The sequence below is a fragment of the Sphaerotilus natans genome, assembly GCF_900156335.1.
GTDB lineage: Bacteria > Pseudomonadota > Gammaproteobacteria > Burkholderiales > Burkholderiaceae_C > Sphaerotilus > Sphaerotilus natans.
Window position 1 is genome coordinate 102,053 of the sequence record NZ_FTMZ01000009.1, and the last position, 16,533, is coordinate 118,585.

The 16,533-nt window shown below is 70.9% G+C and carries 14 protein-coding genes; 5 read left to right on the plus strand and 9 right to left on the minus strand.

Going from position 1 to position 16,533, the window contains the following annotated elements:
• Positions 1–11 precede the first annotated feature (11 nt).
• The 4 genes from BW996_RS10170 to BW996_RS10185 are packed head-to-tail and all read right to left on the minus strand — an operon-like array spanning position 12 to position 3,484.
• Complete coding sequence (locus tag BW996_RS10170) at positions 12–1,031, minus strand: TRAP transporter substrate-binding protein (protein WP_037482436.1); 1,020 nt, start codon at positions 1,029–1,031, stop codon at positions 12–14.
• 56 nt (positions 1,032–1,087) lie between these two features.
• Positions 1,088–2,395 carry a TRAP transporter large permease gene (locus tag BW996_RS10175; RefSeq protein ID WP_051631975.1) on the minus strand — a complete coding sequence of 436 codons (1,308 nt, stop codon included), beginning with the start codon at positions 2,393–2,395 and terminating at the stop codon, positions 1,088–1,090.
• A gap of 25 nt (positions 2,396–2,420) precedes the next feature.
• Positions 2,421–2,945, minus strand: coding sequence for a TRAP transporter small permease subunit (locus BW996_RS10180; RefSeq protein ID WP_051631976.1), 525 nt, complete (start codon positions 2,943–2,945; stop codon positions 2,421–2,423).
• Complete coding sequence (locus BW996_RS10185; protein ID WP_037482438.1) at positions 2,942–3,484, minus strand: gluconokinase; 543 nt, start codon at positions 3,482–3,484, stop codon at positions 2,942–2,944. Before BW996_RS10185 ends, BW996_RS10180 begins: the two co-directional genes overlap by 4 nt.
• Positions 3,485–3,674: 190 nt before the next feature.
• Between BW996_RS10185 and gntR the strand changes: the two genes are divergently transcribed.
• A complete protein-coding gene (gene gntR, locus BW996_RS10190) occupies positions 3,675–4,709 on the plus strand; it encodes an HTH-type transcriptional regulator GntR (protein ID WP_037482440.1) in 1,035 nt (344 codons plus the stop codon).
• A gap of 13 nt (positions 4,710–4,722) precedes the next feature.
• Here gntR and BW996_RS10195 read toward each other — a convergent pair whose 3' ends face one another.
• A complete protein-coding gene (locus tag BW996_RS10195) occupies positions 4,723–5,217 on the minus strand; it encodes an Lrp/AsnC family transcriptional regulator (RefSeq protein ID WP_051631977.1) in 495 nt (164 codons plus the stop codon).
• A 128-nt stretch (positions 5,218–5,345) separates the two neighbouring features.
• On the opposite strand from BW996_RS10195, the gene BW996_RS10200 reads away from it, so the two are divergent.
• Positions 5,346–9,044, plus strand: coding sequence for an indolepyruvate ferredoxin oxidoreductase family protein (locus BW996_RS10200; protein WP_076458871.1), 3,699 nt, complete (start codon positions 5,346–5,348; stop codon positions 9,042–9,044).
• Between the two features lie 26 nt (positions 9,045–9,070).
• Here the strand turns inward: BW996_RS10200 and BW996_RS10205 are convergent, their stop codons facing one another.
• On the minus strand, positions 9,071–9,430 hold the full coding sequence (locus BW996_RS10205; RefSeq protein ID WP_076458872.1) for a hypothetical protein: 360 nt from the start codon (positions 9,428–9,430) through the stop codon (positions 9,071–9,073).
• 163 nt (positions 9,431–9,593) lie between these two features.
• On the opposite strand from BW996_RS10205, the gene BW996_RS10210 reads away from it, so the two are divergent.
• Positions 9,594–10,709: a 3-deoxy-7-phosphoheptulonate synthase gene (locus BW996_RS10210; protein WP_076458873.1), complete on the plus strand. Its 1,116-nt coding sequence runs from the start codon at positions 9,594–9,596 to the stop codon at positions 10,707–10,709.
• 20 nt (positions 10,710–10,729) lie between these two features.
• On the opposite strand, the gene BW996_RS10215 is transcribed toward BW996_RS10210, so the two are convergent.
• Positions 10,730–12,562, minus strand: a complete 1,833-nt coding sequence (locus BW996_RS10215) for an EAL domain-containing protein (protein WP_051632038.1) — start codon at positions 12,560–12,562, stop codon at positions 10,730–10,732.
• Between the two features lie 164 nt (positions 12,563–12,726).
• Between BW996_RS10215 and BW996_RS10220 the strand changes: the two genes are divergently transcribed.
• The gene (locus BW996_RS10220; RefSeq protein WP_037483169.1) at positions 12,727–14,061 is read left to right on the plus strand and encodes a protein kinase; all 1,335 of its coding nucleotides are present in this window, start codon (positions 12,727–12,729) and stop codon (positions 14,059–14,061) included.
• On the opposite strand, the gene BW996_RS10225 is transcribed toward BW996_RS10220, so the two are convergent.
• A complete protein-coding gene (locus BW996_RS10225; RefSeq protein ID WP_241461998.1) occupies positions 14,027–14,566 on the minus strand; it encodes a DTW domain-containing protein in 540 nt (179 codons plus the stop codon). The two genes, BW996_RS10220 and BW996_RS10225, sit on opposite strands and share 35 nt — an antisense overlap.
• 154 nt (positions 14,567–14,720) lie before the next feature.
• Here BW996_RS10225 and BW996_RS10230 point away from each other — a divergent pair, with 154 nt between their 5' ends.
• Positions 14,721–15,731, plus strand: coding sequence for an LLM class flavin-dependent oxidoreductase (locus BW996_RS10230; protein ID WP_037483115.1), 1,011 nt, complete (start codon positions 14,721–14,723; stop codon positions 15,729–15,731).
• On the opposite strand, the gene BW996_RS10235 is transcribed toward BW996_RS10230, so the two are convergent.
• Complete coding sequence (locus tag BW996_RS10235; RefSeq protein WP_051632040.1) at positions 15,732–16,514, minus strand: Crp/Fnr family transcriptional regulator; 783 nt, start codon at positions 16,512–16,514, stop codon at positions 15,732–15,734. It abuts the gene before it with no gap.
• Positions 16,515–16,533 lie beyond the last annotated feature (19 nt).

The following is a 16,533-nucleotide window of genomic DNA, read 5'->3' on the forward strand; positions in this document are numbered from 1 at the left end:
GGCACGTCAGATCACTTCGCTGCGCGCAGCTTCGTCAGCGCCGCCTGCGTCTCGTTCCACAGGTCCATGCCGACATTGACGCCGATGCTGGCGTTGACCCGCGTCAGGCGGTCGCGCATGCGCGCGGCCTCGGCCGGCGAAAGCTCGTTGATCTGCATGCCCTTGGCCTTGAGCTCGGCCAGCGCGCGGCCCGCCTCCTCGCGGGTGTCCTTGCGCTCGAAGTCGCGGCTGGCGCGCGCGGCATCCATCAGGATCTTCTGCTCTGCCGGACTCAGGCCGTCCCACCACTTCTTGCTGACGGTGATGATCCACGGGCTGTAGACGTGGTTGGTCACCGTCAGGTACTTCTGCACCTCGTGGAACTTGCTCGACAGGATGGTGTTGAACGGGTTCTCCTGGCCATCGACCGCCTTGGTCTCCAGCGCCGAGAACAGCTCCGAGAACGGCATCGGCACCGCATTGGCGCCCAGGCTGCGGAAGCTGTCGAGGAAGACGTTGTTCTGCATCACGCGCAGCTTCACGCCGTCCAGGTCTTCCAGCTTCGTGACCGGGCGCTTGCTGTTGGTCAGGTTGCGGAAGCCGTTCTCCCAGTAGACGAGGCCGACCAGGCCCTTGTCCTGCAGCCGGGCCTTGACCTTCTCGCCGATCGGGCCGTCAAGAATGACGTCGGCCTCCTTGGCGCTGTTGAACAGGAAGGGCGTGTCCCACAGCGCCATCTCCTTGGTGATGCCCACCAGCGTGGCGGTGGAGCCCACCATCATTTCCTGCGCGCCGCCGATCAGCGCCTGCTGCATCTGCGTGTCCGGGCCGAGCGCGGCGGCGCCGATGGCGCGCACCCGCATCTTGCCGCCCGAGGCCTTCTCGACCTGCTCGGCGAAGAACTTCACCGCGCGGCCCTGGTTGCTCTGCTCGTTCAGGCCGTAGCCGAAACGGATCAGGCGCGGCTTGATGTCCTGCGCGCTGGCCAGCAGCGGCGCGGCAAGGGCAGCCACCGCAGCAGCGGCGACGACGGCACGACGGATCGGATTCATCAGGTTCTCCTAGGGGGACGGGACAGAAGACAGGGACAGAAGATGCCAGGACAGGCTCAGCGCAGCCACACCAGCGGCGCGGTGACGATCTGCGGGAAGACCACGAACAGGGCCAGGATCAGCGCATAGGTGAGCAGGAAGGGATTGACGCCGCGCACCACCTGCGCCAGCGGCATGCGCCCCACCCCGGCCACGACATTGAGCACCGTGCCCACCGGCGGCGTGATCAGGCCGATGGCGCCGTTGAGCACGAACATCAGGCCGAAGTAGACCGGATCGATGCCGGCCTTGACCGCGATCGGCAGCATCACCGGCGCGAAGATCAGGATGGTCGGCGTCAGGTCCAGCGCGGTGCCGATCAGCACCAGGACGATCATCATCACCGCCATCAGCAGGCGCGGGCTCTCGACCAGGCCGCCCAGCCAGCCGGTCAGCACGCCGGGCAGATCGGCCAGCGTGATCATGTAGCTGGCGACCTGCGCGCCGGCGCACAGGAACATCACCACCGCGGTGGTGCGCCCGGCGTTGACCAGCACCGGCAGCAGCTCGGGCAGGCGCATCTCGCGGTGGATGAACAGCGCCACCACCAGCGCGTACATGGCCGCCACCACCGCCGCCTCGGTCGGGGTGAACACGCCGCTCTTCATGCCGCCGATGATGATCAGCGGCATCATGAGGGCCCAGAAGGCGCGGCCGGTGATCTTCAGGCGCTCGGCCAGCGGCACCTTGGGCTCGGCCGGCAGGTCGATGCCGCGCAGCACCCAGCGCCAGGCCAGGATCAGGCCTGCGCCCATGATCAGCCCCGGCACGATGCCCGACAGGAACAGCGCCGAGATCGAGGTGTTGGTGGTCACGCCGTAGATCACGAAGGGCATCGACGGCGGGATGATCGGCGCGATGATGCCGCCCGAAGCCAGCAGGCCGCCCGAGGTGTGCATCGGATAGCCGCGGTCGCGCATCATCGGCAGCAGGATGGTGGCCAGCGCCGCGGTGTCGGCCAGCGCCGAGCCGCTCATCGAGGCCATCAGCACCGCCGCGCCGATGGCCACATAGCCCAGGCCGCCGCGCACATGCCCGACCCAGGCCTGCGCCATGTCGATGATGCGCCGGCTGATGCCACCGGCGTTCATCAGCTCGCCGGCCAGCACGAAGAAGGGCACCGCCAGCAGCGCGAAGCTGTCGACGCCGCCCACCAGGTTCTGCGCCAGCAGCTGCGCATCCCAGAAGCCGAGCACCCAGGCCATGCCCGCGCCGGTCAGCACCAGCGCCAGGCCCATGTTCATGCCGATGCCCATCAGCACCAGCATGCCGACACAGAAGACGACGAAGGCCTGCGCCTCCGGCGTGAGTCCGAGGAATTCCATCACGTGATCCTTGGCGCCTGCGCGCTCATTCGATGTCGGCCGCGTGGCCGAGGTCCAGCGGCGTGCCGCGCAGCAGCTCGACCAGCGCACACGCGCCGATCACGGCCGCGCACAGCAGCGCCGGCAGCGGCAGCAGCGCCAGCGGATAGCCCATCACCGCCGAATGGCTGCCCCAGCCCACCGCCACCTGCTGCCACGCGCCCCAGCCCAGCAGCACGGCCGCCAGCAGCACCAGCAGCCGGATCAGCGCGGTGGCCAGGCGCAGCGCCAGCGGCCGGCCCTCCAGCATCGCCACCAGGCTGGTGAAAGCCATGTGCTCGCCGCGCGGATAGGCCGCGGCCGCCCCGATGAACACCATCCAGACGAACAGCAGCCGCGAGAGCTCCTCGCTGGCCGCGATGCCGCTGCCGAAGCCATAGCGCAGCACCACGTTCAGGAACACCGCCAGCGACATCACCGCCAGGCAGGCCGCCACCGCCCACTGCGCCAGGCGCAGCGCCAGCGGGGTCGGCGCGGGGGAAGACAGGTTCGGGGTCGGGGTCGGGCTCATCGGCAAACTCCAGCGACAGACACAGGTGCGGTGACGACCGCCGCGCACAGCGCCTCGATCGGCAGCGTGGCGGGCAGCGTCAGCACATCGGGCTCGGCCGCCGCCTCGGGCCGCTCCAGCGTCGCGAACTGGCTGTCGACCAGGCTGCTGGAAAAGAAATGCGACGCCCGCGACGCCACCCGGCGCAGCGCCTCGTCGCGGTCGAGATCGAGGAAGACGAAGCGCAGGCCCGGGCAGGCCGCACGCAGCCGGTCGCGGTAGGCGCGCTTCAGCGCCGAGCAGCTCAGCACCGCGCCGCCGTCCTGCGCCGCATGGCGCGCCAGCTCGGCCCCGAGCCGGTCGAGCCAGCCGGCGCGGTCGGCGTCATCCAGCGCGATGCCGCGGCTCATCTTGGCGCGGCTCTCGGCGCTGTGGTGGTCGTCGCCCTCGACCAGCGGCAGCGCCAGCGCCGCCGCCAGCGCGGCGCCCAGGCTGGACTTGCCGCAGCCAGCCACGCCCATGACGACGAAGGAGCGATGTCGGGAACGGGAATCGGTCATCGGGAAGGAATTCGTTCGGGATCTCGTGGCCTGGATAGCGCTATCCAGACCGGGAAAACAAAAAGGCGCTCAGGGAGAACCCGTCTGCCGCCTTGTTTGGACAGCGCTATCCTAGAAACGCCGTGCCACACTCCGCATCCGTGCTAACCCTGACACCCGCCGGTTCCAAGTTGCTGTCCCGATCTGCCGCATGAATTCCGATCCCCGCGCTTCTGCCCGCCGCCGCGCCACCGGGCGGGTCACGCTGGCCGATGTGGCCCAGGCCGCCGGCGTCAGCCCGATCACTGTCTCGCGCGCGCTGCGTGGCGAGCGCGCGGTCGATCCCGAGCTGGTCGAGCGGGTGCGCACGGCCGCCGCGCGCCTGGGCTATGTGCCCGATCCGGCCGCGCGCGCGCTGGCCTCGCAGCGCGGCACGCATGTGGCGGTGCTGATCCCGCTGCTGTCGAACAACCTGTTCGTCGATCTGATCGAGGCGGTGCAGCACACGCTGCGCCCGGCCGGCTACCAGGCGCTGATCGGCATCACCCACTACGACCCCTCCGAGGAGGAGCAGCTGCTGCGCGAGCAGCTGATGCACCGCCCGGCCGGCCTGATCGTCACCGGCCGCAGCCACAGCCCGGCCGCGCAGGCGCTGATCGACGCCAGCGGCGTGCCCTGCGTGCATGTCATGGAGACGATCGACCTGCCCGGCGTGCACAGCGTCGGCTTCTCGCAGAAGGCGGCGGGCGCGGCGGTGGTACGTCACCTGATCGCGCGCGGGCGCCGGCGCATCGCCTTCGCCGGCGCGCAGCTCGACGCGCGCACGCTGCAGCGCCTGGAAGGCTGGCGCGAGGCGCTGGACGAGGCGGGCCTGCACGACGCGCGGCTGGAGTGGCTCAACCCCGCGCCGTCGTCGATGGCGCTGGGCGCGCGGCTGCTCGAACAGATCCTGTCGATGACGCCGGCGGTCGATGCGATCTTCTTCTGCAACGACGACCTGGCGCAGGGCGCGCTGCTGGCGGCGCAGCGGCTGCGGGTGGCGGTGCCGACGCAGCTGGCCATCGTCGGCTTCAACGACCTGACCGGCAGCGACCAGATGGTGCCGGCGCTGACCACGGTGCGCACCCCGCGCGGCGAGATCGGCCAGCGCGCCGCGCAGATGCTGCTGACGCTGATGCGCGGCGGCACGCCCCCAGAGCGCAGCATCGACCTCGGCTTCGAGCTGGTGGTGAGAGAGAGCAGCTGAGCGCCAATCCGGCTCAGGCCGCCGGCACCGCCACCGGCAGCCGCGCCTGCGCCTTGATCTCGCGCAGCACCACGCTGGAGCGCACATGCGTCACGCCGGGCAGGCGGAACATGGTGTCGTGCAGGAAGCGTTCGTAGGCCTTGATGTCGGCCACCAGCACGCGCAGCACATAGTCGCTCTGGCCGGTGGTGCTGTAGCCGCTGACGATCTGCGGGCAGGCGGCCACCGCGCGCTCGAAGCGCTGCACCGTCTCCTCGGTGTGCGGCGCCAGATTGACCTCGGCGATCACGCACAGCGACAGCCCGGCCTTCTCGCGGTCGACCGTCACGGTGTAGCCGGTGACCACGCCGCGAGCCTCCAGCTCGCGCAGCCGCTTCCAGCAGGAGGTGGTGGACATGCCGACGCGCTCGGCGATCTGCGCCACCGACTGGCGCGAGTCGCGCTGCAGCTCGTTGAGGATCAGCGCGTCGCGCCGATCCAGCCTGTCGGTCTGATCGGGACTGTCCATTCATCGGTCTCCGCAGCAATCGGAATGCCTGTTCTCGAATCAGCCATCCTGCGCGAAACGAAAGAACGACGCTACCGGCATCGATCCCTAGAGTCTTGCGGCATCACGACAAGAACCGGAGACTGACGATGAATGCCCCTTTGCCCGCGCACACCCTGCTGCGCCCCGAGGTTCGGCTGGAGGACGCGCTGCTGGCGCGCAGCGGCACGGTGCTGCTCAGCGGCACGCAGGCGCTGGTCCGGCTGCCGCTGATGCAGCGCGACGCGGACACCGCACGCGGCCTGGACAGCGCCGGCTTCGTCAGCGGCTACCGCGGCTCGCCGCTCGGCCAGGTGGACCAGCAGGTCTGGAAGGCCAGGGCGGCCTATGACGCGGCGGGCGTGCGCTTCCTGCCCGCCATCAACGAGGAGCTGGCCGCCACCGCGGTGCTGGGCACGCAGCGCGTCGAGGCCGATCCGCAGCGCGAGGTCGAGGGCGTGTTCGCGCTCTGGTACGGCAAGGGGCCCGGCGTGGACCGCGCGGGCGACGCGCTGCACCACGGCAACGCCTACGGCGCCTCGCCGCACGGCGGCGTGCTGGTGGTCGCGGGCGACGACCACGGCTGCGTGTCCTCGTCGATGCCGCACCAGAGCGACCGCGTCTTCCAGGCCTGGAAGATGCCAGTGCTGTCGCCCGCCAACGTCGCCGAGCTGATCGAGTTCGGGCTGCACGGCTGGGCGCTGTCGCGCTTCTCGGGCGCCTGGGTCGGGCTGACGGCGCTCTCGGAGGTGGTCGAGAGCAGCGCCACCGTCGATCTGGACACCATCGCGCGGGCGACGGCGCGTTGGCAGGACGCCGAGGCGGTGCGGGCGCAGACCGGCTTCGCGCCGCCGGCCGACGGCCTGCACTACCGCTGGCCCGACCTGCCCTCGCTGGCGATCGAGCAGCGCCTGCACGCCAAGCTCGACGCGGTGCGCGCCTTCGCCCGCGTCAACCCGATCGACCGGATAGTGATCGAGTCGGCGCAGGCCACCGTCGGCATCGTCACCGTCGGCAAGGCGCATGCGGACCTGATGGAGGTGCTGCGCCGGCTGGCGCTGTCGCCGGCGCAGCTGGCAGCGGCCGGCGTGCGGCTCTACAAGGTGGGCCTGAGCTGGCCGGTCGAGCCCACGCGGCTGCGCGCCTTCGCGCAGGGCCTGAGCGAGATCCTGGTCGTCGAGGAGAAGGCGCCGATCGTCGAGGAGCAGCTGCGCGAGCTGCTCTATGCCGCGCCCGCCGACGCCCGGCCCGCCGTGCTGGGCAAGCGCGACCGCCACGGCGCGCCGCTGCTGAGCGAGCTGGGCGAGCTGCGCCCCTCGCGGCTGATCGAGCCGGTCGCGGCCTGGCTGGCCGGCCATGATGCGCGGCTGGACCGCCGCGCCCTCGTCGTCGACTTCACCGTGCCGCGCCTGCCCGCGGGCACGCCCGAGGCGCCGCGGCGCGCGCCGTGGTTCTGCGCCGGCTGCCCGCACAACCTGTCGACGAAAGTGCCCGAGGGCTCGCGCGCGCAGGCCGGCATCGGCTGCCATTTCATGGCGAGCTGGATGGACCGCGACACCGAGGGCCTGATCCAGATGGGCGGCGAGGGCGTGGACTGGGTCTCGCACGCGATGTTCACCCGCGAGCCGCATGTCTTCCAGAACCTCGGCGACGGCACCTATTACCACTCCGGCTACCTCGCGATCCGCCAGGCGGTGGCGGCGAAAGCGACGCTGACCTACAAGATCCTGTTCAACGACGCGGTGGCGATGACCGGCGGCCAGCCGGTCGACGGCACGACCAGCCCGGACCGCATCGCCCGCCAGGTCGAGGCCGAGGGCGTGACGCGCATCGCGCTGCTCAGCGACGACATCGCCCGGTACGACGGCCAGCGCGACCGCTTTCCGGCTGGCACCACCTTCCACGACCGCGACGCGCTCGACGCGGTGCAGCGCGAGCTGCGCGCCACGAAGGGCGTGACGGTGCTGATCTACGAGCAGACCTGCGCGGCCGAGAAGCGCCGCCGGCGCCGCAAGGGGGCGATGGACACGCCGGCGCGGCGGCTGCACATCCACCCCGGCGTCTGCGAGGGCTGCGGCGACTGCAGCGCGCAGTCCAACTGCGTCGCGGTGCAGCCGATCGACACGCCGATGGGCCGCAAGCGCCGCATCGACGCCTCGGCCTGCAACCTCGACGAATCCTGCGCCAAGGGCTTCTGCCCGAGCTTCGTCGGCCTGGTGGGCGCCACGCCCCGGCGGCGCAGCGGCGCGCTGACCGGCGCCACCGGCGCGGGCAGCAACTTCCGCCGCCGGGTCGAGGCGCTGCCCGCGCCCGTGCGGCCCGGCACGCTGGACGAGGCGCCCTGGGACCTGCTCGTCACCGGGGTGGGCGGCACCGGCGTCATCACCGTGGGCATGCTGATCGCGATGGCGGCGCATCTGGAGGGCCGCGCGGCCAGCGTGCTCGACTTCATGGGCTTCGCGCAGAAGGGCGGCGCGGTGCTGAGCTTCGTGCGCCTGGCCGACCGGCCCGAGCTGCTGCACCCGGTGCGCATCGACGCGCAGCAGGCCGACGCGCTGCTGGCCTGCGATCTGGTGGTCGGCGCCTCGCCCGAGGCGCTGCAGACGCTGCGCCACGGCCGCACCCGGGTGGTGGCCAACCGGCATGAGACGCCGGTCGCCGCCTCGATGCACCAGCCCGACGCGCAGGTGCCGGTGGCCGACCTGTGCCTGCGCCTGGAGCGGGCCGCCGGCGCCGACCGGCTCGACACGCTCGACGCGCAGCAGCTCGCCGAGGCCTTTCTGGGCGACACGATCGTCTCGAACATCGTCGCGCTGGGCTTTGCCTGGCAGCGCGGGCTGGTGCCGGTGGGCCTGGCGGCGCTGGAGCGCGCGATCGAGCTCAACGGCGTCGCGGTCGAGGCCAACCGGGCGGCCTTCGCGCTGGGCCGGCTGGCCGCGGGCGACGCCGAGGGCTGCCGCGCGCTGCTGGGCACGGCCACCGCGGCGCTGGCGTCCGCCGACGCGTCCGCCGACGCGTCTGCCGATGCGTCTGCCGATGCGTTCGCCGAGACGCTCGATGCGCTGCTCGCCCGCGGCACCGCGCTTCTGAGCACCTACCAGGACGCCGCCTGGGCCGCGCGCTGGCGCGAGCGCGTCGAGCGGGTGCGCGCCTTCGAGGCCGCCCTGCCCCCCTTGCCCACCACGCCCCCCTTCCGTCATTCCCGCGAAAGCGGGAACCCACCCCCCACCTCCACGCCCCCCCTGCCCCTCACCCACACCGTCGCCACCCAGCTGCTGCGCCTGATGAGCGTGAAGGACGAATACGAGGTCGCGCGGCTGCTGAGCGATCCGGCCTTCCTCGACAGCCTGAAGGCGCAGTACGAGGGCGACTGGCGGCTGGAGTTCCATCTGGCGCCGCCGTGGCTGGGCACAAAAAAGCGCCGCTTCGACGCACGCTGGATGCGGCCGCTGCTGCGGCTGCTGGCGCACGGCCGAGCCTGGCGCGGCCGCTGGTTCGATCCCTTCGGCCACAGCGCCGAGCGCCGGGATGAGCGCGCGCTGCTCGCCGCCTACGAGGCGCGGGTGGACGAACTGATCGAGGCGCTGCGCCAGGACGCCGCGCCGGCCAGGCGCCGGCTGGCGCAGCAGATCGCCGCGGTGCCGGCGACGATCCGCGGCTACGGCCATGTGCGCCAGCGCCACCAGGAAACCGCCCTGGCGCAGGAGGCCGAGCTGCTGCACCGGCTCGACCCGGCGCGCCACCCCAGGCCGGCCGGCGGCGCGCAGGCCGGGCAGTTCCGGGGGATCGCGATCAGCGCGACCCGCTGACAGGCCGTATCGGCCCGGCGCGATCTTCAGCCACGCGGCGAGCGCGCCAGCCGATAGCTCATGTAGTTGCCCTGCAGCAGCTGCGAGTACTGGCAGCTCTGCGCGTGGCCGCGGGCGCAGTAGGTGTCGAAATAGGCCAGGCCGTTGTAGAAGGCATCGCAGTCGCGCCAGTAGCTGTTGACCGCGCAGCCGTAGCCGGCGGTGTCGGTGCTGACGTAGTACTGGTAGAGCGCCAGGTCGGAGACCGGCGGTGCACTGCCGCCGCCCGAGGCTGGCGGCGGGCTGGCCGAGTCGTCTCCGCCTCCGCCTCCGCCGCAGCCGGACAGCGCCAGCGCCAGCAGCAGGACCAGAGGGCGGATCAGGCGCCGGGGTCGGGGGGTGGACATGGCAGGTCTCCTCGTCAGGCCGATGAATCGGCTCATTTGAAAAATCTCGATCAATCGGAAAAATATCACGACGTTCTTCACATGGGAGCAATGATTCCTGACGCAACGCCTGCAGCGATGTCCGGACACGACAGCGCCGCGCCCGGCCGCGCACAATCTCGCCATGAACACCCTCGACGATCCCCGCCACGACCGTGAAGCCGGCTCGCGCCGCAGCACCCGCGACACCACCCGCATCGACGACACCCGCATCGACGCGGTGCGCCCCCTGATCACCCCGGCGCTGCTGCACGAGCGCCTGCCCGTGAGCGAGGCCGCGCAGGCGCTGGTCGAGCAGGCGCGCAGCGAGATCGCCGACGTGCTGCACGGCCGCGACGACCGGCTGATCGTCGTCGTCGGGCCCTGCTCGATCCACGATCACGCGCAGGCGATGGAATACGCCGCGCGCCTGAAGCCGCTGGCCGACGAGCTGCGCGGCGAGCTGGTCACGGTGATGCGCGTCTACTTCGAGAAGCCGCGCACCACCGTGGGCTGGAAGGGCTACATCAATGACCCGCACCTGGACGGCAGCTTCGCGATCAACGAGGGCCTGGAGCGCGCGCGCGCCCTGCTGCTCGACATCCTGGGCGCCGGCCTGCCGGCGGCCACCGAGTTCCTGGACCTGCTCAGCCCGCAGTACATCGCCGAGCTGATCTCCTGGGGCGCCATCGGCGCGCGCACCACCGAGAGCCAGAGCCACCGCCAGCTCGCCTCGGGCCTGAGCTGCCCGGTCGGCTTCAAGAACGGCACCGACGGCAGCATCCGCATCGCCGCCGACGCCATCCTGGCCGCCAGCGCGCCGCACGCCTTCATGGGCATGACCAAGATGGGCGTGGCCGCCGTCTTCGAGACCCGCGGCAACGCCGACTGCCACGTCATCCTGCGCGGCGGCTCGAAGGGCCCGAACCACGGCACGGCCGATGTGGACGCCGCCTGCGCGATGCTGAAGACCTCGGGCCTGCGCGAGCAGGTGATGGTCGACCTGTCGCACGCCAACAGCAGCAAGCAGCACCGCCGCCAGATCGAGGTCGCCGAGGACATCGCCACCCGCATCGCCGCCGGCGATCAACGCATCACCGGCGTGATGATCGAGAGCCACCTGGAAGAAGGCCGTCAGGACCTGGTCGCCGGCCAGCCCCTGAAGCACGGCGTGTCGATCACCGACGCCTGCATCGGCTTCGCGCAGACCGAGCCGGTGCTGCGCCGGCTGGCCGAGGCGGTGCGCGCACGCCGCGGCTGATCGGCCGGGAAATCAGGCCATCAGCGGGCCGCGTCGAGCAGGGCGCCCGCCAGGGCCTGGCCCAGCACCGCCTCGAAGGGCTCGGGGCGGTGCAGCAGATGGCCCTGGGCAAAGTCGATGCCCAGCTCGCGAAGCTGCTCGAGCACGCCGGGCGCATCGACGAACTCGGCCACCGTCGTCATCCCGACCACCTGCGCGATGTCGCGGAAGCACCGCACCGTCGCCAGGTCCAGCGCATCGCGGCCCAGCTCGCGGATGAACTGGCCGTCGATCTTCAGCACATCCACCGGCAGCGTCTTCAGATAGCCGAAGGACGAGGCGCCGGCGCCGAAGTCGTCCAGCGCGATGCGGATGCCCAGCGCGCGCATCGCCGCCATGAAGCGCGCCGCATCATCCGGCCGGGTGATCGCCGCGGTCTCGGTGACCTCGAAGCACAGCGCCTGCACATCGAAGCGGGCCTCGCGCACCAGGTCGGTCACATAGTCGCGAAAGCCCCCGTCGCTGAGCGACTGGCCCGACAGATTGATCGCGACGCGCTCGGGGCGCAGCCCCGCAGCCGCGGCCCGGTCCAGCTGCGCGAACACCTGCCGCACCACCCAGCGATCGATGCGGGCGGCCAGCTGGAAGCGCTCCGCCGCCGGCAGGAAATGGCCGGGCGGCACCAGCGCGCCGTCGTCGCCGTCACGCAGCCGCAGCAGCACCTCGCAGTGCAGACCGCCGCCCTGCCGGCCGATCGGCAGGATGCGCTGCGCGTGCAGCTCGAAGCGGTCCTCGTCGAGCGCCTGCTCGAGCCGGCGCGCCCAGTGCATCTGGCCCTGGTGCTGGCGCAGCGTCTCGTCGGTGTCGAACCAGAGGTGCACCCGGTTGCGCCCGGCCTCCTTGGCGACATAGCAGGCCGAATCGGCCGCCTGCATCACCGCATCGGCCTGGCGCCAGCGTGCATCCAGCGGCACCAGACCGATGCTCGCCCCCACACGGAAGCGCCGGCCGTCATGCACGAAGCGGAATTCCTCCATGCGCTCGCAGATCAGCTGCGCGACACGCTGCGCCTGATGAACGCCGCAGCGCTCCAGCAGCACGCCGAACTCGTCACCGCCCAGACGCGCCAGCGTGTCGCCCGGACGCACGCAGCCGCCCAGCAGCTGGCCGATCTGCAGCAGCAGCCGATCTCCGGTCGGGTGGCCGCAGGCGTCGTTGATCAGCTTGAACTGGTCCAGATCGAGATAGAGCAGCGCATGGCGGGTGCCCTCCTCGCGCGAACGCTGCAGCACCTGCTGCAGGCGCCGGTCGAACTCGCCCCGGTTGAGCAGCCCGGTCAGCAGGTCGTGGCTGGCGCGCCAGCGCATCTCGCGGTCGAGCCGGCGCTGTTCGGTCACATCGTGGAAGACCAGCACCACGCCGGACAGCCGCCCCTGCGCATCATGGATGGGCGCCGCCGAATCCTCGATGCCGCATTCGTCGCCACTGCGAGAAATCAGCCGCATCGGCTGGCTGCCGCGCACCGCACGGCCCTCGGCCAGACAGCGCTGCAGGGGATGCATGCCGAGCGGCAGGCCCTGCTCCTCGTCGACCGGCTGGTAGACCGCCTCGACCGGCAGCCCCTGCGCCGCGCCATGACACCAGCCGGTCATGCGCTCGGCCGCCGGATTCATCCACAGCACATGGCCGGCGGCATCGGTGGTGATGACCGCATCGGCGATCGCATGCAGCGTGACCTGCAGCAGCTCGCGGCTGTGGTGCAGGGCCTCGACCGTCTGCGCCACCTGCCCGCGCAGCTGGGTCAGCTCGTCAGGGCAGGATGCGGTCAGGGTGTCGAGAATGTGCAGCGCGGACGTCAGATCGACAGGAGACATGGACGGTTCAGGGATTCAGGACGGCAAGGTTGATCTCGTCAGCCAGGTACAGCACTGATCCACGGGCCGAGTGTGTCTGCAAATGAAGAAATTCCCGTTCTCGCCATTGTTCCTGTTATGTGAACAAATTGCGAATTAATCAAAAAATGAATCATTCTTTGAACATGATCAAATCCGAATCCACACTGGCGGCCCTGCGGCGCGGCGACCTGGCCGGCACACGCCGGCTCGACCTGCGCGGCTGCAATCTCGAGCGGCTGCCCGAGGAGGTCTTCGCGCTGGCCGACACGCTCGAGGAACTCGACCTTGGCGACAACCGGCTGAGCACGCTGCCCGACACGCTGCCGCGCCTGCACCGGCTGCGGGTGATCTTCGGTTCCGGCAACCCGTTCACCGAACTGCCGGAAGTGCTCGGCGCCTGTGGACAACTTTCGATGATCGGCTTCCGCGGCTGCCAGATCGACACCATTTCCGGCGCAGCGCTGCCCCCACGGCTGCGCTGGCTGATCCTGACCGACAACCGCATCTCACGGTTGCCAGACGCCTTGGCTGAACGCCCCGATATGGAAAAGCTTATGCTGGCCGGCAACCGTCTCGAGGCCCTTCCCGACCTGTCGGCCAGCCCGCGTCTGGCGCTGCTGCGCCTGGCGGCAAACCACTTTTCCACAGCCCCCGGCTGGCTGGTCAGACACCCTGCCCTGGCCTGGCTGGCGCTGTCCGGAAATCCATTTGTCCACAGACTTTTCCACAGGCTTTCACCGTCCGGGATCACCACGCTATCCCCTTGTCAGATCAAGGAAGATCAGCTGATCGGTGAAGGCGCATCCGGACTTATCCACAGGGCATGGCTGAACGAGAATCCGCCCCTGCCGGCCCGCCCGGTCGCGCTCAAGCGCTTCAAGGCGGCGATGACCAGCGACGGTCTGCCCGACTGCGAACAGGCCGCCTGCCTGGCCGCTGCCGGCCATGCGTCGATCGTCGCCGCCGAGGCCCGGGTCGCCGATGCGCAGGGACGCACCGAAGCGCTGGTGCTGCCGCTGCTCGGCCCGGAATTTCGCCCGCTCGCCGGCCCGCCAAGCCTCGCCTCCTGCAGTCGCGATGTCTATGCCGACGGGCTGACCATGCCTGTGGACAAGCTGTGGATAATTCTGCAGTCGATCGCCTCCGCAGCCGCCCATCTTCACCGTGTCGGCCTGATGCATGGCGACCTCTATGCCCACAACATCCTGTGGAACGGCGAGGATCGTGCGCTGCTGAGCGACTTCGGCGCCGCCAGCTTCCTGCCCGAGGCCGCCGGACTGCGCGCCGGTCTGGAGCGGCTGGAGGTGCGCGCCTTCGGGCTGCTGGTCGAGGAGCTGCTGCAGCGCGCCGACGATCCGGCCGATGCCCGCTGCGCGCAGCTGGCCGCGCTGCGCGAGGACTGCCTGCAGCCGGAGGTGGCGCGGCGGCCGGCATTCGGCGAGATCAGCGCGCGGCTCGGGCCTGCCAGCGCGCGATGAAGCGCTCGAAGCCGTCGAGCATCGGCTGGTAGCGCGTCTCGTCCTGCTCCAGCTGCGCCAGCGCGGTGCAGACCGCCTCCAGCGTCGAGAGCTGGTCCGCCCGGCGGGCGCGGCGCATCGCGCGGTAGCGCGGCGGCGGCAGGTCCTGCAGGGCCAGCCGCGGCAGCGCCATCAGCGCTGGATTGAGATGCAGCATCTTCAGGCTCTTGCGCCAGGTCGCGTCCAGCACCACCAGCCGGCTCACCGCGCCCGCCTCGGCAGGTAACCGGAATTTCGTGTTTTCCACAGCCTGAGGCGATGTCGACGGCATCGGCGTCTGTGGATAAAGCAGCCGGGCGCCCGGGCCGAGCCCGTCCGACAGCGCCTGCGCATCGAAGCGCTCGCCGATCTCGAGCCGCACCCGGGTCAGGCCGAGCGCCAGCAGCGCCACGCTGTTCTTCGCCTCGTGCGCCTCCAGCGGATGCTGCAGGATCAGCACCTCGATGCGGTTGTCCACAGGCGTCACCAGATCGCACAGGCAGGCGGGCAGCGGCCGGATGCAGCGCGGGCAGAGCGGGCGACGGGGCTTCGCTGTGAGTAACTTTATTTCAAGAAAATCGGTCATGGGGACATGTTGCGGCCACGCGGACGCCGACGGCGATCCGGCGCAAGATGGCGCGATGATCCCAGCCTCCGAACCGATTCCGCTGTCCGTGCTCGATCTGGTGCCGATCGCCGAGGGCGGCGATGCCGCCACCGCGCTGAAGCACGCACTCGAGCTCGCCCGCCATGCCGAGCGCTGCGGCTACCGCCGCTACTGGCTCGCCGAGCACCACAACATGGACGGCCTGGCCTGCTCGGCCACCGCCGTGCTGATCGCGCACATCGCCGCGCACACCCGCACGATCCGCATCGGCGCCGGCGGCATCATGCTGCCCAACCATGCGCCGCTGGTGGTGGCCGAGCAGTTCGGCACGCTGGCGACGCTGCATCCGGGACGCATCGAGCTCAGCCTGGGCCGCGCGCCCGGTACCGACCGCGCGACGATGCGGGCGCTGCGGCGCTCGCTCGACAGCCGCGGCGAGGACGCCTTTCCCGAGGATGTCGCCGAGCTGATCGGCTACCTGGACGAGGCCCGGCCCGGCGCCCCGGTGCGCGCGCTGCCGGGCCAGGGCACGCAGGTGCCGATCTGGCTGCTGGGCTCGAGCCTGCACGGCGCGCAGCTGGCGGCCTGGCTGGGCCGGCCCTACGCCTTCGCGGCGCATTTCGCGCCCGACCTGCTCGAGCAGGCGGCCGAGATCTACCGCAGCACCTTCCGCCCCTCGCCGGTCTGCCCGCGCCCGCACCTGATGGTCGGCACGCAGGTCCTGGTCGCCGACAGCGACGCGGCCGCGCAGCGACTGTTCACCTCGACGCAGCAGCGCTTTCTCGGCATGGTGCGCAACCAGCGCGGCCCGCTGCCGCCGCCGGTGGACAGCTTCGACGCGCTGTGCAGCCCGCAGGAGCGTCGCCAGGTCGACCGCATGCTGGCCGAGGCCATCGTCGGCGCACCGCACACGGTGCGCGCCGGTCTGCGCGCGCTGGTCGAGCGCACGCAGGCCGACGAGATCATCCTGACCGGCGCGACCTTCGATCCGGCCGCACGGCTGCGCTCGCTGGAGCTGGCCATCGGCTGCGCCGATCCGAGTTGATCACATCTTGTCCACAGGCTTATCAACAAGCTTATCCACAGCATCGGCGGTGGCGGCTCCTGAAGAACTGCCGGATCCTGCATCCTCCTTTTGCAGGCGTTCCGGATCCAGAAGCTCGATGACACGACGGCGGCGGCGGATCAACCCATCCGCCTCCAGCCCGGCCAGCACCTCGTTGACCGTCTGGCGCGACAGCGACAGCATGCGCGCGAGCTGCTCCTGCGACAGCACGAGCTCGCGGCGCAGCGTCGGCCGGTCGACCTGGTGATCGGCGGCCATCATCACCAGCCGGCGCGCCACCCGGGCGCGCGGCGGCAGCATCTGCATCTGCTCGAAGGAGACAAAGACGCTGCGCATCTTGCCGGCCAGCATGCGCCCCAGATGCCGCCAGCCCTCGGGCTCGCGCTCGAGCACCGCCAGCATGGCGGTCTGCGGCAGATGCAGCAGCACGACGTCGGTCTCGGCGTGAACGTCATGGGTGCGCGGCGCACCATCGAACAGGCCCAGCTCGCCGAACCAGTGCGGTGGCTGGACCATCGCCAGCAGCGCCTCGCCCCCATCGCCGGTGCTGCCGACGCGCAGGATGCCGTCGGACAGGCCGTAGAAGCCGTCGGAAGGATCGCCCCGTGCGCACAGCCGCTCGCCGGCACGCAGATAGCGCGGCTGGACGCGCCAGGCCAGCTCGATCTGCAGCGCACGCGGCAGCGTCTGGAACCAGCTCTCCGGCGCCAGCATCGCGCGCGCGACGCGCGGATCACCGAAATCGCGATGCAGCGCGTTCATGACGCACCGCCTTGCCGGG

Excerpts from the sequence above, each read along its gene's own strand:
- BW996_RS10200 (WP_076458871.1), top strand. The coding sequence starts at position 5,346 with ATGAATGCCCCTTTGCCCGCGCACACCCTGCTGCGCCCCGAGGTTCGG.
- BW996_RS10215 (WP_051632038.1), bottom strand. The coding sequence starts at position 12,562 with ATGTCTCCTGTCGATCTGACGTCCGCGCTGCACATTCTCGACACCCTG.
- BW996_RS10230 (WP_037483115.1), top strand. The coding sequence starts at position 14,721 with ATGATCCCAGCCTCCGAACCGATTCCGCTGTCCGTGCTCGATCTGGTG.
- BW996_RS10180 (WP_051631976.1), bottom strand. The coding sequence starts at position 2,945 with ATGAGCCCGACCCCGACCCCGAACCTGTCTTCCCCCGCGCCGACCCCG.
- BW996_RS10205 (WP_076458872.1), bottom strand. The coding sequence starts at position 9,430 with ATGTCCACCCCCCGACCCCGGCGCCTGATCCGCCCTCTGGTCCTGCTG.
- BW996_RS10175 (WP_051631975.1), bottom strand. The coding sequence starts at position 2,395 with ATGGAATTCCTCGGACTCACGCCGGAGGCGCAGGCCTTCGTCGTCTTC.
- BW996_RS10220 (WP_037483169.1), top strand. The coding sequence starts at position 12,727 with ATGATCAAATCCGAATCCACACTGGCGGCCCTGCGGCGCGGCGACCTG.
- BW996_RS10185 (WP_037482438.1), bottom strand. The coding sequence starts at position 3,484 with ATGACCGATTCCCGTTCCCGACATCGCTCCTTCGTCGTCATGGGCGTG.
- BW996_RS10195 (WP_051631977.1), bottom strand. The coding sequence starts at position 5,217 with ATGGACAGTCCCGATCAGACCGACAGGCTGGATCGGCGCGACGCGCTG.
- BW996_RS10170 (WP_037482436.1), bottom strand. The coding sequence starts at position 1,031 with ATGAATCCGATCCGTCGTGCCGTCGTCGCCGCTGCTGCGGTGGCTGCC.
- gntR (WP_037482440.1), top strand. The coding sequence starts at position 3,675 with ATGAATTCCGATCCCCGCGCTTCTGCCCGCCGCCGCGCCACCGGGCGG.
- BW996_RS10210 (WP_076458873.1), top strand. The coding sequence starts at position 9,594 with ATGAACACCCTCGACGATCCCCGCCACGACCGTGAAGCCGGCTCGCGC.
- BW996_RS10235 (WP_051632040.1), bottom strand. The coding sequence starts at position 16,514 with ATGAACGCGCTGCATCGCGATTTCGGTGATCCGCGCGTCGCGCGCGCG.